The organism is Kaistella soli, from assembly GCF_019038595.1.
Lineage (GTDB): Bacteria > Bacteroidota > Bacteroidia > Flavobacteriales > Weeksellaceae > Kaistella > Kaistella soli.
On record NZ_JAHOPF010000004.1, the window covers coordinates 484264 to 499344 of the forward strand.

Here is a 15081-nt window from a genome sequence, read left to right on the forward strand (position 1 = left end):
CGTTATTACGGGCTTTTTTGTGCATACAAATCAGCAATATTTTTGATGTCATCGAGGCTTAAGTTCCACATAAAATTGAGGAACTGCCTGTAACTTTCGCTTTGATTTTTCGGATCAACACGGTCCAGATAGCGGTTCAGATTATAATTTTTCCTGGCCTCATAAATCTTTGCAAAATTTTTCCCGAGCCAGTTTTTATAGTAGCTTTCCTCTTCTCCATCCTGCAGAAACTGCATCGCGGTATAAATCCCCAAACCGTAATCTTCAGAATGATAAAAATTGGGGAGAATCTCGAAACGCGCCGTTTTCTTCAAAGCCAGAAAATCTTTGTTTTCACTTTTAACCGAAACTTCATCCTGACTGATCTCAGGGAAATTTTTCTTTAAAAGGCTGATTCTTTCCACAACCTCAGGGTGAGTGGACAGAGAATCTTTATTTAATCTTTCTTTGAAATTCGAATAATCATAAGCAGAAAAATCTTCCATTTTGAGCCATTTTTCCTTGAAAGGATGCTCCGCTGAACTGAAAAGTCTGTGATAAGTTTCCACTTTCACAACCGTCGGAGAAATGGTGTCAAACTTCTGAAGATTTCTTAACGAATTGATATACTCCGATTTTTTCAGACCCGTATTTCTGTACATTACGTAACCTATAGAATCGGCCGCTGACTCATTCTTCCTGCGAAAAATACCCGATTCGTATATTTGATTTTTGTAGAGTTTGAAAGCTTTTTCGCTCTTATTGATTTTTGAGCTGTAAATTTCAGAAACCTGCGTTTTGCTGTTCTGTTCCGTTTCAATCAGTTTTTTCTGCCAGTTTTCTGAATGGCTCAGCAGTTTATGTCCAAGTTCGTGACCGAGAATTGAAATCAGCTGCTCTTCATTATCAATCCAGTTGAAAAGTCCCATGTTCACTACAAAAACACCGTCCTGAATACAAAACGCGTTTGGCGCATTATCTTTTGCCACTAAAATTCTTATATCATCAGGAATATTCTGGTTTTTGGTTTTTAACTTTTCAAAACAGATCCGAAGCATTTCGGTAAAACCTGAATTGAAAACATAATCACGGTTTTTGATTTCTTTTCTGAATGATTCCTGAAATTCAGAGTAGTTTTTCGCCAGTTCTTTCCCTGTAGTTCCCGGATATTTTGCTTTCAGTGTTTTGGAATAATTATCACTGATGATTTTATAGCGGTCAACAAAAGCTTTTCTCTGGGCATAATCTGCCGTGTCAACCGGCCGGTATTCCTGGGAGAAACCGTTGATAAAAGAAATGCAGAACAGCATTACGAAAATATATTTTTTCATCATTTAAACTGAATAGGATGCAAAACAAAAATACATTATTCTTTTATTCGAAAACCGCTTTTGCAAATGAATTTCATTGCGGTTTTTATATTACATTTGTCTGACAGCTCAACAGATATGATCAAAAAAGTTATTCAGGGAATTTTTGCTTTTTTAGCCGCAGTTATCGCGCTTACCTATGCTTTCGGATACGATTATCTGTTCAGAGGAGTTCGGCAAACTTATCTGCGGGGCGAAACCGGATCTACAATTGATGACGGTCAGTATTTTCCGTCTCATGTCATTGCAAATGGAAATGGAAAGCCCTGGGACAAGGATTCTCTCTACAACAAAAAGCCTTTGCCGAATATTTTAGTTGACGAACTGAAAAACTCAAAAACAGCTTCATTTCTGATTATTAAAAACGGCAAATTACTGTATGAAGAATACTGGAACGGTTATGACCAGGATTCAAAAACCAATTCTTTTTCAATGGCGAAAGCTGTAACGGTAATGCTATTGGGAAAAGCTATTGAAGAAAACAAGATCAGGAGTTTAAACCAGAAATATTCCGATTTTTATGAAAATTATAAAAACATGGAATTCGGAAAAGATCTGACCGTCGAAGATTTGGCCAAAATGGAAGCCGGATTAAACTGGAACGAAGACTATGAAAATCCTTTTCTTCCCAACGCAAAAGCATATTATGGAAAATCTCTGGAAGAAGCAGTTCTTTACCGGGAGTTTAAGGAAAAACCGGGAACAAAATTCGAATACCAAAGCGGCTCTACTCAACTTCTCGGTTTCGCGCTCCGAAAATCACTCAACAAAAGCATCGCTGAATACACGTCCGAAAAGTTATGGAAACCGCTCGGAATGGAGCAAAATGCAGAATGGACCACCGATGATTTCGGGATGGAAAAAACATTCTGCTGTATTCATTCCAATGCAAGAGATTTCGCGAAATTAGGCCAGCTGTTTTTGGATGACGGGAAAGTTGATGGACTACAGGTCATCAGTTCTCAGTTTTTAAATGAAATGAAAACCCCGACAAAACTTTCCAGCGGCGCTTACGGAATGGGAATTTGGATTAATAATGACGCTGCTGTAAAACATTACTACTTTTTGGGGCTTTATGGGCAGTATATCATTGTAATCCCCGAAAAGCAAATGATTATCGTAAGAACCGGAACCTACAAAGATCAGCCCAAGGACAAAAAAGGAAGACCTTCTCAGGTTGAATTTCTGGTAGATGAAGTGGTGAAGAGTTATTAACATAATCAATCGGAATAAGAATTATTCAAATATAATTTCCGTAAATTTGAAGCATTCTAAATAAGTAAAATGTTCGATTTACAAAATATACGCAGTCAGTTTCCTATTCTTTCTCAAAAAGTCAACGGTAAAGATCTTGTTTATCTTGACAATGCAGCCACCTCGCAGAAACCTTTAGCTGTATTGGATGCGTGGCAGAAATATTATACAGAAATCAACGCGAATGTTCACCGAGGAATCCACACTTTAAGTCAGTTGGCGACCGAGGAAATGGAGCTTTCGAGAAGAAAAATCCAGAAATTCATCAATGCAAAAAACGATTTCGAAGTTATTTTCACCAAAGGTACCACCGAAGGAATAAACCTCATCGCCTATTCTTTAATGAATATGATTAAGGAAAACGATGAAATTATTATTTCCTATTTAGAACATCACTCGAATATTGTTCCGTGGCAAATGCTTTGCGAGAGAACCGGTGCAAAACTTAAGGTAATTCCAATTGACCAGAACGGAATTCTTCAGCTTGATTTTTTAGACGAAAACTTAAGCGAAAAAACGAAAATTGTTTCTGTAAATCAGGTTTCCAATGCCTTAGGAATTGTGAATCCTGTTGAGGAAATTATCGCAAAAACAAGAGCGAAATCAGACGCTTTTATCATCATTGACGGCGCGCAGTCTGCTCCACATTTTAAAATTGATGTTCAGAAGCTTGACTGTGATTTCTTTGTTTTCTCCGGACATAAACTTTATGCTCCAATGGGAACCGGAATTCTGTACGGGAAAGAAGAAATTCTGAGAAAAATTGAACCGTTTCATGGCGGCGGAGAAATGATTGAAACCTGCTCTTTCGAAAAAACCACTTACGCAGATCTGCCGTTTAAATTTGAAGCCGGAACACCCAATGTTGGGGGAAATATTGCGCTCGGAGCAGCCATAGATTTTATTGAAAATATCGGTCACGAAAATCTGCAGAACCACGAAAATGCTTTGCTGGATTACGCTCAGAAGAAACTTCTTGAAATTGAAGGGTTAAGAATTTACGGTGAAAAAGCTAAACGGACCGGCGTTGTATCTTTCAATCTGGAAGGTGTGGGAATTTCTTCGGATGTCGGAATGATTCTTGACAAGCTCGGAATCGCTGTAAGAACAGGCCATCACTGTACTCAGCCGATTATGAATTTCTTCGGAATTGCCGGAACGGTTCGCGCCAGTTTTGCAGTTTACAATACGTTTGAGGAAATTGATATTTTGGTAGAAGGTGTGAAAAAGGCCCAACGGATGCTGGGCTAAATGCTCACCACAAAGGCACAGAGACTTATTTTAAATACAGCAGATTAAAAAACCAGCAATATTTTATCGCACGATAAAACATTTTCGTCTTTCTCTATGGATATTAAAAACCTTTGTGACTTTGTGGTGTGAAAAAACTATTGTGACAACTTAAGAATCTTCCAGAATCTGCTTTGCGGATTCCTTTGTTTTTACTTTTTCGATAACGCGGACGCAAATTCCGTTTTCATCAAAGATAAAAGTTGTTCGTACGATTCCCATGAATTCTCTGCCCATGAATTTTTTAAGTTGCCAAACCCCGAATTTTTCAATCACTTCTTTACTTTCATCCGCAAGCAAAGGGTACTGAAAGCCAAACTTTTCGTGGAATTTTTTCTGCGCTTTCTGAGAATCTGCTGAAACTCCCAATAACTCATAACCTTCTTTTTTAAGAACGGAAAAGTGATTATTCAGATCGCATGCTTCTGCAGTACAGCCAGGCGTATTCGCTTTTGGATAAAAGAAAACCACGAGTTTCTTTCCAGAATAATCAGAAGACCGCACTGCCTCTCCGTCTTGATTTACACTTTTAAATTCAGGTAAATGATCCCCAACTTTCAACATAATTCTTAATTTTGCCCAAATTTAAAGCTAAAATGACCAAAAAACAAAGAGCCGAAACCGTAATCCGGGAACTTGAAAAATTATATCCTGAAGTTCCGATTCCTCTAGATCATAGCGATCCTTACACGCTTTTGGTTGCAGTCGCCCTTTCCGCCCAGACTACCGATAAAAAAGTGAATCAGATTACGCCAAAACTTTTTGAAGTGGCCGGTGACCCTTTTAAAATGAAAGATCTGGAAGCTGAGGAAATCAGATATTTAATTAAAGAAATTGGGTTAGCGAATACAAAAGCTAAAAACCTGAAAAAAGCGGCAGAAATTCTCGTTGAGAAACACAACGGAACGGTACCTCAAACCTATGAAGAACTGGAAGAACTTCCCGGTGTCGGTCATAAAACAGCATCTGTAGTGATGAGCCAGGCGTTTGGATTTCCTGCGTTTCCCGTCGATACTCACATTCACAGGCTGATGACTCAATGGAAACTGACCTCCGGTAAAAACGTGATAGAAACTGAGCGTGATGCAAAAAAACTCTTTCCTGAACATACGTGGAACAAGCTGCATCTTCAGATCATATTTTACGGCAGAGAATATTCGCCTGCGAGAGGGAATAGAGAAAAGGATTTTTTAACGAAAATGCTGTTTGAAAAAACTGACCTGTAATCTTATTTTAAAAGGTTTTCAACTTTAGCGACCAAATCGTTGATTTCAAACGGCTTGGTGAGAAAATCATCTACGCCAATGGTTTCACTTATTTTGGAAGCATCGGGATGTGCAGACATCAGTATGATTTTGATGTCTTTCGTTTCGGGATTATTCTTAATATCTTTAGTTAAAGTCCTCCCATCGAAACCCGACATCAGCATATCGGTGATAATTAATTTCGGTTTTTCTTTCTCGATAATTTCGTTGAATTCTACAGGATTACAGCATGATTTCACCTCGTATCCTTCGGACAGAAGAATGTTTTCGATCAGCGTACAGATATCCCTGTTGTCATCAATCACCAATATTTCCATAGTTTAAATTTTATTTTTGAATCTGATAAACCGGAAGTGAGAAATAGAATTTACTGCCTTTGTTTTTTTCACTTTCGACCCAAATTTTTCCGTCGTGTCTGTCCATAATATCTTTCACGATAAAGAGTCCGATTCCGAAGCCCGGGAAAGTCTCTTCATCATCACCGGAAACCCTGTAAAAACGCTCGAAAATTTTCCTTAGTTCGTTTTTATCCATCCCGATTCCGAAATCTTCTACCGAAACCACTGCGCAATGATCCTCAATAAAAAGTTCCACATTTATGGTTTTTGAATGCGGAGAATATTTGATCGCATTAGTCAGCAGATTATTTAAAACCTGTGTAATCCGGTCTTTATCGGCATATACTTCGATATCGTGGGGATGCATCAGTTCGAAATTGATCTGATGGCTCTGTTCCGAAGCTTTGATATCTTCAATGGTTTCCGTCACAAGTTTAAGGAGGGAAAATTCTCTTTTATTTAAAGGAAGTTTTCCTGACTCAATTCTTGAAATATCCAAGAGATCGCCAATTAAAACATTAAGTTTATTTACCTGATTTTCAATGGTATTAAGTGAGTTTACCAGAAACTTGTCTTCCGATTCGCCGCGCATTTTCTTGAGCAGCTGAACGTAACCTTTTATTGTAGTTACAGGCGTTTTCAGTTCATGATTTGCCATTTTGATGAAATCGTTCTTCTGCATTTCCTGCTTCTTCATATCATCAATATCGGTGCTCGTTCCCACCCATTTGGTGACATTTCCGAACTCATCGAGTTCTGGATATGCGCGGCTCATAAACCACCGGTATTCATTCATTTTATTCCGGAAGCGGTGCTCAAAAAAGAAAGGTTTTTTGGTTCTGACACTTTTGGCCCAGAGTCTTACATTTTCTTTCTGTTCGTCAGGATGCACAATTTCCAGCCAGCCGTTTCCTTCTACAAAGTCGTTATAATCTTTCCCGGAATAATCCAGGGTTGATTTATTAAAATAGGTCAGTTTTCCGTCGGGTTCTCCAATCCAGACGATTTGCGGCATTGCGTCAGCCAGAAAACGGTATTTCTTTTCGCTTTCACTGATTTTTTCCTCGAAATTTTTAAGCTCTGTAATATCTCTCGCCGTGCCTGAAATATAAGCTTTACTTCCTTCAGCAGGCGGCAGAAGCCTTCCGTAGAGCTCAATCCATTTTACGCTCTTATCACGCAAAACGATCTTGGTTTGGTAATAGAGATCTCCTGTTTCTTTAGCTTTTCTAAGCGCGTCCGCTCTTACCTCAATAAAATTCCTGTGGATATGTTTTTCTAAAATTTTGGAATCGATGGTTTCCGTTTCAGAATCGTATCCGAAAATCTCTAAAAACCTTGGTGAGAAATTATATTTTTCAAGAGTTTCCGGATTCATATCAAAACGTCCGAGCTTTGTAGCCTCCATTGCCGTGTTGAGCTGATGATGGCTTTGCTTAAGAAGAATTTCGCTTTTCTTTCTTTCGGTGATGTCCTGCATTACGCCCAACATTCGTATAGGCTGATGATCATCATCAAAAAATACTTTACCGTTGGTAAAAACCCATTTTTCAATTCCGTTTTTATCGGTAATGCGGGCTTCGTACTGGTAAATACCGGTTTTGAGCGCTCTTTCGAATGCTTTTTCTACAATATTGATTCGGTCGCTTTCCGAAAGGTGACCTCTCAGCTGCTGATGAGAAATTTCTTCGTCAGGCTGATATCCAAAAATTTCAGACAGATAGGTGGAATGAACAATTTCATGGGTCTTAAGATTCAAATCCCAGGTTGCAGTATGTGAACTTTCAGTTGCAAGACGGAGACGTTCCTCATCTTCCTTCACTTTATTTTTGATGTTGACCAGTTCTGCGATCTCCAAAACTACCGTTGCGAAATATTGAAATACGCCTTCATCATTATAAATAGGATGGTATACAAAACTGAAGAAAGCTTCCTGCAGTACACCGTTTCGCATCAATTTGACGCCGTGCTCGGGAGCGGTAAAAGGTTCTCCCGTTTTTTTTACATTTTCGAAAACACAGAGAAGCTGCTTTTCGTTTTCCGGGAAGACATCGAAAATTTTCTTTCCCACAACTTCCTCTCTTTTTTTCTCTAAAATATCAAGCCAGGCATCGTTGGCGTATTCCAAAACATAGTCTTCGGAAATGAGTGAAAACCCAAAAGGCGTTTTCTGCAAAACATTCTCGAATACTTCCTGCTTGAGAGAAAAAAGGGAAAGGGGAAAATTAGCCTCCATTATATAATCATTCTTTTACAAAGTAAATGCATTAAATACCAACACATCTACTAAGTATTTTCAGATAAAAGCGTTAAATTAACAATAATAAACAAATATAATTACTTTTTAATTGAAATGAAATATTTTGTTAAATTCTCTAAATATTAAACCCAACTACCTTCGAACTTACTGCTTTTTTGCCCAAAGTTCCATTTTACGGTCCAGAACATCCAAAGGCAAGGTTCCCTGATTTAAAATCTCATCATGGAATTTTGCAAGACTGAAGCGGCTTCCAAGTTGTTTCTGGTATTTATCCCGCAGTTCACGGATTCTCAGTGCGCCGATTTTATAACCCTGTGCCTGTCCCGGCATCGCCATATAGCGCTCAATCTCCGCAACGGCTCCTGCTTCGTCGTAGGAAATATTACTCAGAAAATACTGAATGGCTTCTTCTCTTGTCATCTTCCCCGTATGAATACCGGTGTCTACTACAAGTCTTACTGCACGCAGCATCTGATCACTCAGATAACCCATTTTCTGATATGGATCTGTATAAAGACCGAATTCCGGCCCCAGTGTTTCGCAGTAATGTGCCCAGCCTTCACCAAATGCGTTGGACCAGCCGAACCGCATGAATTTCGACAGTTTCGTGTTTTCCTGCTGTAAGGAAATTTGGTAATGATGGCCAGGAATTGCTTCATGTAAAAACAGACTTTCCATACCTGATGTCACATTGAATTTTGCAGGATCAGGCAGAGGAATGTAAAAAATTCCCGGCCTTTTTCCATCCGGTGTTCCTACTTTATATTCCGCACTGGCACTGGCTTCACGGAACTTTTCTGTTTGGCGGATCTCAAAAGGAGTTTTGGGAGTCACGCTGAACATCGTGTTCAGTTTTGGAGTAATTTTTGCCAAAATCCTGTTGAACGCATCTAAAACTTCTTTATTTGTTTTATAAGGCATTGCTTCCGGATCGGTTTTTACATGAGTGATAAATTCTTCCAAAGTACCGCTGAATCCTACCTGCTGTTTTACTTTTTCCATCTCGCGGCGCAGCATCGCTACCTGCTCCAAACCGATTTTATTAATCTCTTCAGGGGTTTTATTGGTGGTCGTCTGGCTTTTTACATAGTAAGCATAGATTTCGTTTCCTTTTGGCAATGCGTTGATTCCGTCTGTTGAACGGGCTTTTGGTAGATATACAGTTTCAAGAAAATTAGCCATTTTGGTGTAGGTGGGAATTATTTTCTTGAGAATCATCTCCTTATATTCATTCGTAAATTTCTGTTTCTGAGCTTCAGTAAAGCCCTTGGGTAAATTTTTGATGGGCCCGTAAAAGATATTCTTCTCAAAATCAGTAGTCGTAATTTCTTCCGCATTCATCTGCGGGATCATTTTTATTACCAGTTTTTTTGGTAAAACATAATTATTGGCAATTCCTTCGCGGAAGTTCTCCATCGCGGTGTCCATCCATAAAGGGAATTTTTCAACTCTTTTCAGCCAGTCGCTGTAATCTTTTTCGGTTTTAAAAGGCTGGCTCCCGGACCCGCTTCCTAATAAAGGTAAATCTAAAGGCAGACCGGAAAACTGGGTAAAAGGAATATATTCCGGGTGGTAAGCGTAGATTTCGGTTTTATCTTTCAGAGTATAATCCAGTACATCATAAACTGTTTTCTTTTCATCACTCAAACTTTTATAATCTACTTTCTTCAATTGATTCTGAACCGAATTATAAAAAGAGATTTCTCCTGAAATAAAATCTTTATCAATGTTGATCGGCAGCTGGTCATTATACCGCAAATCACCCTGAGCAGTCGCTTCTAAAGGATAAAGCTTCAAATACTGTTCATAATAGTGGGAGGCAATGGAATCCAGATCAGCCGGCGTTACTTTGGTAATCGGAGAATCTGTTTTTTTACAGGAAACAATACCTGTTACAATTCCGAATCCGAAAAGGATTTTATAAAGAATATTTCTCATTTTTATTTTTTTCAAAATGCTAATTTAATATTTTTCACCATAAAAAGTTAAAATTTAATTATTTGCCTTGTTTTGATATGCCAAAACAAACGGCTTATTTTACAGCTCATTAAAAAACTCCGGAAAACTCTTTTGTCTGCTATAATTTTAAAAAACGAATAAAATATTTTGCGCAATCAATCAATTTTTTATCTTTGTTGAATCAGTTTCACAATCAATTATTTAACATTATTTTTTTCTTAAAGAAATGAAAGGGATTTTAAAAATCTACCATCCTGAAGAAACCCTTAAATACAACATCAAAAGTACTTACTGCAAAGCGGTTTACAGCAACAAGCAACATTTTCTCGAAGTAGAAATCATCACAGATGACTCGTTGGATCATGTGGATGATGACTCGCTTCAGTATCATTTTCCGCAGCTCTCGATGGATGTTTTCGATTTTCCGATTGATGATGCTGAAATAGAAGGGAAAACTTTTGCCGTTACCGATTCTGCCGATGATACTTTTACAGGAGTAGATCTTTTCGATGACGAAGACGCCTATCTTTATAACAGCGAACTTTCTTTTGAGAAAAATCAGGATGGCGATCTGGAGCTTTTCTGGAAAGGCGAAATCAACGATTTCTATACCGGTTCCGGAGATGCGGTTCCTTTTAAGCTGAAGTGCAATTTCAGACCGGACGAAATTGTAGTGGACGATTAATCCCCGCTTTTTTGCAGAATTTCAAAGTTATGAAGCCCGCATCCGCTTATTGATCACGGTAAGCTGAGAACGGTTTCCGGTCTTTACACTTCAAAATATCATTCTCAGAGAGCTTTTTAACAATATTAAGCTATTTTTACCGTTCAGTTTTTAATTATAAATTTTAATAAATGTTCTTACAAACAGCAGTTCAAGCCATAACCCCCGAAACTCAGGAACAGGTTTTTTCTTTCTGGAAAATTATGTTTCACGGCAATCTTTTCGCCAACATCGTCATGTGTACCGTTATTGCACTGGGTGTCTTTTCCCTTTACATCTTCCTTGAGCGGCTTTTTTACATCAACCGGATGTTGAAAATCAACGATACCAATCTGATGAATAACATTCAGGATCTTTTAAATCAGGGACGTGTGGATGCGGCGGTGGATTATTGCGTAAGACAAAATACTCCGGAAGCAAGAATTCTTGAAAAAGGGATTACGAGAATCGGCAGACCTATTTCGGATATTGTAAGCGCAATGGAAAGTCAGGCTCAGATTGAAGTTTCCAAACTGGAAAAAAACCTCAACCTATTGGCTTCGGTACCGAGTTTAGCGCCGATGCTGGGACTTTTGGGAACTGTAATCGGACTGATTATGGCGTTCTTCAGCATGTCAAACGCAGAAGGATCTTTCTCACCGAAGACGCTTTCAGAAGGGATTTACACGGCGTTGGGACAAACAGCAATGGGTCTCGCCGTAGCGATTCCTTCCAACTTTTTTTATAATTTACTTTTAACAAGGATTGATAAATTTGTTCTGAAAGTGCAGCATCTTTCTACGGACTTTTTAGACATCATCAACAAACCGTCATAAAATTATGAAACTTAAACGCAGAAATAAAGCAAATCCGGAGTTCAGCCTTGCTGCAATGGTGGATGTTATTTTGTTACTTCTCATATTTTTTATGGTGACTTCTGCTGCTGCAAACCAAAGCGCGATTGACGTAAAGCTTCCGAAAGGCGAACTGGAAAACCCAAATATTCCGAATCAGGTTACGGTAAGCATTAAAGAAGACGGCTCATATTTTGTAGATGACATTGCGATCAAAAGAGAAGAACTCGAATCGGTGATTGTCAACAAGCTGCAGAACGTTAAAAATCCTTCGTTTACCATACGGGCGGATAAAAATTCATTCCACAAAGACGTCGTTTTCGTCATGGAGATTGCCGAAAAGCACAAATTTAATATTGCAATAGCAACTACTAAGGAAAATTAACCGTTAGAAATGAACGACCACAGCCTCAATAACCGGGAAGAAAACAGGGACAGAGTAAAGAGCGGAATTATCACCGCAGTGATCTGGTCCTTGCTTTTGCTGTTCGTGTCTCTTTATAAATTCACCACCAGTATTCCGGAGAAAAATGAAGCCGTAACCAGTATGCTCATTAATTTCGGTGACAACAGAAACGGCAGCGGCCTTGATGAACCTGCAGATCAGGAAGGTAGTTTGGCATCAAATGCTGATCCAGTTATCGAGGAAACTCCCGCTGAGCCCGAATCTAAAACAAAACTTACAGACAAACCGGCAGCGGTTTCAGAACCAAAAAAGGAAACTCCCAACGAGAAAGTCCTCACCGGAAAGAATGCTGCAAATCCGGTTAAAACTTCCGATAAATCTGACAAATCCACTAAAACATCATCAGCATCAGCTTCTTCGGCAAAGCCTAAAACTTCGTCGACGAAAGCCACAGCTTCCAATTCCACAACCGGCACCGGCGACGGAAAGGGTACTGCCGCGATTGGCAATCTGATTAAAGGAAGAGGTACAAAAGCCAGTTCGCAAGGTGACGGAACGGGAATTGGAAATCAGGGTGATCCTTTGGGCGGCGACGGTGACAGCGACAGCAAGATAGGAATCGACAGAAAGTTGACCGGTTACATCCCCGGCACAATGGGCCGTGGCGGCGCACAGCCTTCTCATAGCTGTACGGCAAGTGGAAGCATCACTATTTCATATACCGTAGATAAGGCCGGAAATGTCATTTCAGCGCGTCGTTCAGGTGGAATTTCCGATGCATGCGTTTCTGCAACATCGGTCTCATGGGTGAAAAAATATGTAAAAGCCGAAAAAGCGTCTACCTCATCTTCAGGAACTTACAAAATCACATTTTAAAATAAAAAGAAAGAGTTTGGGCGCCTTGTCCTGCTTTCACTACTCGCTTTTTTTGTGAGAGTCGTCTTCACCACCTCTCACAAAAAAGAGCTCAGACATGCCGTTCAATCAGGGGCGCGGTTTTCAGCTACTTTGAAAACCCTAAATCAAATCAAAAATAATTTCCGGAAACCAAAAACTTTTGAGAATTTTGTAAGATGACAAATCAGGAATATCAGGATGCTGTAGAATGGCTCTTTGTTCAGGCTCCGAATTATCAGACTGACGGTGAAAAAGCCTACAAGCCGGGCCTTCAGAACATCACCAAACTCTGCGGTTTTTTCGGAAACCCTCAGGACAAAATAAAAACCATCCATATTGCCGGCACCAACGGAAAAGGTTCGACAAGCAATATGCTTGCTTCGGTTCTGCAGGATTCCGGCTATAAAATCGGGCTGTACAATTCGCCCCATCTCATCGATTTTACTGAAAGAATTAAGGTAAACGGGGAAAACTGTGATAAGGAGTTTGTCTATCGGTTTATTCAGAAACTTAAAAATCTACCGGCGGACATTCAACCTTCTTTCTTTGAATTTACAACCATTATGGCGTTCGAGTATTTTGAGCAGCAGAAAGTAGATTTTGCAATTATTGAAGTAGGTTTAGGCGGAAGACTTGATTCCACCAATATCTTAACACCTTTAGTCTCTGCGATCACTAATGTCGCGCTGGATCATCAGAATATTTTGGGCAACACCATTGAGGAAATTGCCTCCGAAAAGGCTGGAATCATCAAAGAAAACATTCCGGTAATTTCGGGAGATGAAAATGAAACGGTAAAAACCATCATCAGAAAAAAGGCAGAAGAAAATCATTCACCATTCATCGATGCAACAGCAGTGAAAACAGATCTGAAATCCGATCTAAAAGGAAACTATCAGCAGAAAAACATCAGAGTTGTACTTGCACTGATTAAAGAACTGCAGAATATTGGTGTGGAAATTCCAGAAAAAAGCACCAAATCCGGACTGTTAAACGTCCAAAAGAACACCAATTTCCTCGGGCGGTGGTACGAATTTTCAAACAACCCTTTAACAATTTGCGATACCGGACACAATCAGGCCGGTCTTGAAGAGGTTTTTTCCCAGCTTAATGCGATCCCGAAACACAAACATATTGTTCTTGGATTCGTAAATGACAAGAAGATTGACGAAGTTTTAAACATTCTTCCTCCTGATTCCACCTTCTATTTTGCAAAACCATCCATTAACCGGGGTCGTCACCCTCAGGATTACGAGGATTTGCTGAAAAAAACTAAAATTTCTTATAAAATTTTTGATGATGTAAATTCAGCCTATCTTTCTGCAAAACAGAATATTAAAAAAGGTGAAATGATTTTTATCGGCGGAAGTAACTTTGTAGTGGGAGAATTTTTAGAAAAAAATTTGCAGAAATGAAAAAACGTTGTATATTTGCCAAACCAAAAAACGAGATATCTCGCACACTGGTAAAGGGCTCTTAGCTCAGTTGGTTCAGAGCATCTGGTTTACACCCAGAGGGTCGGGGGTTCGAATCCCTCAGGGCCCACAAACTCCTCAAGAAATTGAGGAGTTTTTTTTGTGCGTATACAGTTTGTGTGGTTTTACAAGGATTCTGACATTTTTGAAATTTATTCAAAAGGATAATTATAGTGCTTCCAGGGTAATTTAAGGTGTGCATTTAGGTGTGCAACATTTCTTTAAGGTGTGCATTCCAAACGCCCTATTCATCAACTTTCTTAAAAACACTTACGCATGAACAATAGCAAAATAAATATTCTTTTTCTGATATCAAGAAGTAGAATAAATTCAATAGGTAAATGCCCTATTAGAAGTAGAATTACTTACGAAAGACAGAGATATGAATTTTCCACAGGATTATTTATAAACCCTGATAACTGGAATGCTTCAAAACAGAAAGCACATCCACCAAATACAGACAATACCCAAATCAATACTCAACTAAGCCTGATTAAACAAGAAATTAATCAGGCTTTTTTAATGCTGCAAATTCAAGATAAAGACTTTGATGTAAATGATATCTACAGGCAATACAAAGGAGAGAATATTAAGCAAGACAAAACTATTATGGAAATGTTTAGTCTACATATTGCAAAACAGGAAAAATTAATTGGAATCTCTACTACTGCCGTATCTGTAGCTAAATTTTATCAAACTAGAAATCATGTAAAAACTTTTGTTAAACATAAATTTAACAAATCAGATTTTTTGCTGAGAGAAATGACAATGGCATTTATTACAGAATTTGAATATTATCTAAAGGCAGAGAAGAAGTTTCAGCAGAACACTATTCATAAAACTTTACAGAGATTCAAACAGATTGTAAAGATAGCTGTAGGGCTGGATTTCTTAGACAAAGACCTATAGTTCCCCCCAAAGTTTGGACAGTAAATTGTAAAAGTTAAGTTTGATTTTGTTTGTTTTGAGGGTAACAGTTTTGCAAATTTCCACATAGGGAAAATCCCTTCAAAGATTTTTCCGTGTAGTGT

The 15081-nt window shown here is 38.8% G+C and carries 14 protein-coding genes and 1 tRNA gene; 10 read left to right on the forward strand and 5 right to left on the reverse strand.

Annotation, left to right across the window (positions count from 1 at the left end; genetic code table 11):
• Positions 1-5: 5 nt before the first annotated feature.
• On the reverse strand, positions 6-1313 hold the full coding sequence (locus tag KSK37_RS10375; protein ID WP_217201288.1) for a M48 family metalloprotease: 1308 nt from the start codon (positions 1311-1313) through the stop codon (positions 6-8).
• 114 nt (positions 1314-1427) lie between these two features.
• Between KSK37_RS10375 and KSK37_RS10380 the strand changes: the two genes are divergently transcribed.
• Entirely contained in the window at positions 1428-2564 is a 1137-nt protein-coding gene (locus KSK37_RS10380; protein WP_217201290.1) for a serine hydrolase domain-containing protein, read from the forward strand.
• A 69-nt stretch (positions 2565-2633) separates the two neighbouring features.
• The gene (locus KSK37_RS10385; RefSeq protein ID WP_217201292.1) at positions 2634-3854 is read left to right on the forward strand and encodes an aminotransferase class V-fold PLP-dependent enzyme; all 1221 of its coding nucleotides are present in this window, start codon (positions 2634-2636) and stop codon (positions 3852-3854) included.
• 150 nt (positions 3855-4004) lie between these two features.
• On the opposite strand, the gene bcp is transcribed toward KSK37_RS10385, so the two are convergent.
• Positions 4005-4457, reverse strand: coding sequence for a thioredoxin-dependent thiol peroxidase (gene bcp / locus KSK37_RS10390; protein WP_217201294.1), 453 nt, complete (start codon positions 4455-4457; stop codon positions 4005-4007).
• 32 nt (positions 4458-4489) lie between these two features.
• Here bcp and nth point away from each other — a divergent pair, with 32 nt between their 5' ends.
• The gene (gene nth, locus KSK37_RS10395) at positions 4490-5119 is read left to right on the forward strand and encodes an endonuclease III (protein WP_217201296.1); all 630 of its coding nucleotides are present in this window, start codon (positions 4490-4492) and stop codon (positions 5117-5119) included.
• A 2-nt stretch (positions 5120-5121) separates the two neighbouring features.
• Here the strand turns inward: nth and KSK37_RS10400 are convergent, their stop codons facing one another.
• From KSK37_RS10400 to KSK37_RS10410, 3 genes are all read right to left on the reverse strand, one after another.
• Positions 5122-5475: a response regulator gene (locus tag KSK37_RS10400; RefSeq protein WP_217201298.1), complete on the reverse strand. Its 354-nt coding sequence runs from the start codon at positions 5473-5475 to the stop codon at positions 5122-5124.
• A 10-nt stretch (positions 5476-5485) separates the two neighbouring features.
• Positions 5486-7732, reverse strand: coding sequence for a PAS domain S-box protein (locus tag KSK37_RS10405; RefSeq protein ID WP_217201300.1), 2247 nt, complete (start codon positions 7730-7732; stop codon positions 5486-5488).
• 168 nt (positions 7733-7900) lie between these two features.
• A complete protein-coding gene (locus tag KSK37_RS10410) occupies positions 7901-9694 on the reverse strand; it encodes a DUF885 domain-containing protein (RefSeq protein ID WP_217201303.1) in 1794 nt (597 codons plus the stop codon).
• 247 nt (positions 9695-9941) lie between these two features.
• Between KSK37_RS10410 and KSK37_RS10415 the strand changes: the two genes are divergently transcribed.
• From KSK37_RS10415 to KSK37_RS10445, 7 genes are all read left to right on the forward strand, one after another.
• Positions 9942-10400: a hypothetical protein gene (locus KSK37_RS10415; RefSeq protein WP_088359048.1), complete on the forward strand. Its 459-nt coding sequence runs from the start codon at positions 9942-9944 to the stop codon at positions 10398-10400.
• Positions 10401-10570: 170 nt separating this feature from the next.
• Positions 10571-11254, forward strand: coding sequence for a MotA/TolQ/ExbB proton channel family protein (locus KSK37_RS10420; RefSeq protein WP_217201305.1), 684 nt, complete (start codon positions 10571-10573; stop codon positions 11252-11254).
• 4 nt (positions 11255-11258) lie between these two features.
• On the forward strand, positions 11259-11657 hold the full coding sequence (locus KSK37_RS10425; protein WP_217201307.1) for an ExbD/TolR family protein: 399 nt from the start codon (positions 11259-11261) through the stop codon (positions 11655-11657).
• A gap of 9 nt (positions 11658-11666) precedes the next feature.
• Positions 11667-12554: a ferric siderophore ABC transporter substrate-binding protein gene (locus tag KSK37_RS10430; RefSeq protein ID WP_217201309.1), complete on the forward strand. Its 888-nt coding sequence runs from the start codon at positions 11667-11669 to the stop codon at positions 12552-12554.
• A gap of 197 nt (positions 12555-12751) precedes the next feature.
• Positions 12752-13990, forward strand: a complete 1239-nt coding sequence (locus tag KSK37_RS10435) for a bifunctional folylpolyglutamate synthase/dihydrofolate synthase (RefSeq protein WP_217201311.1) — start codon at positions 12752-12754, stop codon at positions 13988-13990.
• A 55-nt stretch (positions 13991-14045) separates the two neighbouring features.
• Positions 14046-14120: transfer RNA gene (locus tag KSK37_RS10440), tRNA-Val, on the forward strand.
• 206 nt (positions 14121-14326) lie between these two features.
• The gene (locus KSK37_RS10445; protein WP_217201313.1) at positions 14327-14959 is read left to right on the forward strand and encodes a phage integrase SAM-like domain-containing protein; all 633 of its coding nucleotides are present in this window, start codon (positions 14327-14329) and stop codon (positions 14957-14959) included.
• Positions 14960-15081: the final 122 nt, after the last annotated feature.

Excerpts from the sequence above, each read along its gene's own strand:
- KSK37_RS10405 (WP_217201300.1), bottom strand. The coding sequence starts at position 7,732 with ATGGAGGCTAATTTTCCCCTTTCCCTTTTTTCTCTCAAGCAGGAAGTA.
- KSK37_RS10385 (WP_217201292.1), top strand. The coding sequence starts at position 2,634 with ATGTTCGATTTACAAAATATACGCAGTCAGTTTCCTATTCTTTCTCAA.
- KSK37_RS10445 (WP_217201313.1), top strand. The coding sequence starts at position 14,327 with ATGAACAATAGCAAAATAAATATTCTTTTTCTGATATCAAGAAGTAGA.
- KSK37_RS10415 (WP_088359048.1), top strand. The coding sequence starts at position 9,942 with ATGAAAGGGATTTTAAAAATCTACCATCCTGAAGAAACCCTTAAATAC.
- nth (WP_217201296.1), top strand. The coding sequence starts at position 4,490 with ATGACCAAAAAACAAAGAGCCGAAACCGTAATCCGGGAACTTGAAAAA.
- KSK37_RS10400 (WP_217201298.1), bottom strand. The coding sequence starts at position 5,475 with ATGGAAATATTGGTGATTGATGACAACAGGGATATCTGTACGCTGATC.
- KSK37_RS10410 (WP_217201303.1), bottom strand. The coding sequence starts at position 9,694 with ATGAGAAATATTCTTTATAAAATCCTTTTCGGATTCGGAATTGTAACA.
- KSK37_RS10430 (WP_217201309.1), top strand. The coding sequence starts at position 11,667 with ATGAACGACCACAGCCTCAATAACCGGGAAGAAAACAGGGACAGAGTA.
- KSK37_RS10425 (WP_217201307.1), top strand. The coding sequence starts at position 11,259 with ATGAAACTTAAACGCAGAAATAAAGCAAATCCGGAGTTCAGCCTTGCT.
- KSK37_RS10435 (WP_217201311.1), top strand. The coding sequence starts at position 12,752 with ATGACAAATCAGGAATATCAGGATGCTGTAGAATGGCTCTTTGTTCAG.
- KSK37_RS10375 (WP_217201288.1), bottom strand. The coding sequence starts at position 1,313 with ATGATGAAAAAATATATTTTCGTAATGCTGTTCTGCATTTCTTTTATC.
- KSK37_RS10420 (WP_217201305.1), top strand. The coding sequence starts at position 10,571 with ATGTTCTTACAAACAGCAGTTCAAGCCATAACCCCCGAAACTCAGGAA.
- bcp (WP_217201294.1), bottom strand. The coding sequence starts at position 4,457 with ATGTTGAAAGTTGGGGATCATTTACCTGAATTTAAAAGTGTAAATCAA.
- KSK37_RS10380 (WP_217201290.1), top strand. The coding sequence starts at position 1,428 with ATGATCAAAAAAGTTATTCAGGGAATTTTTGCTTTTTTAGCCGCAGTT.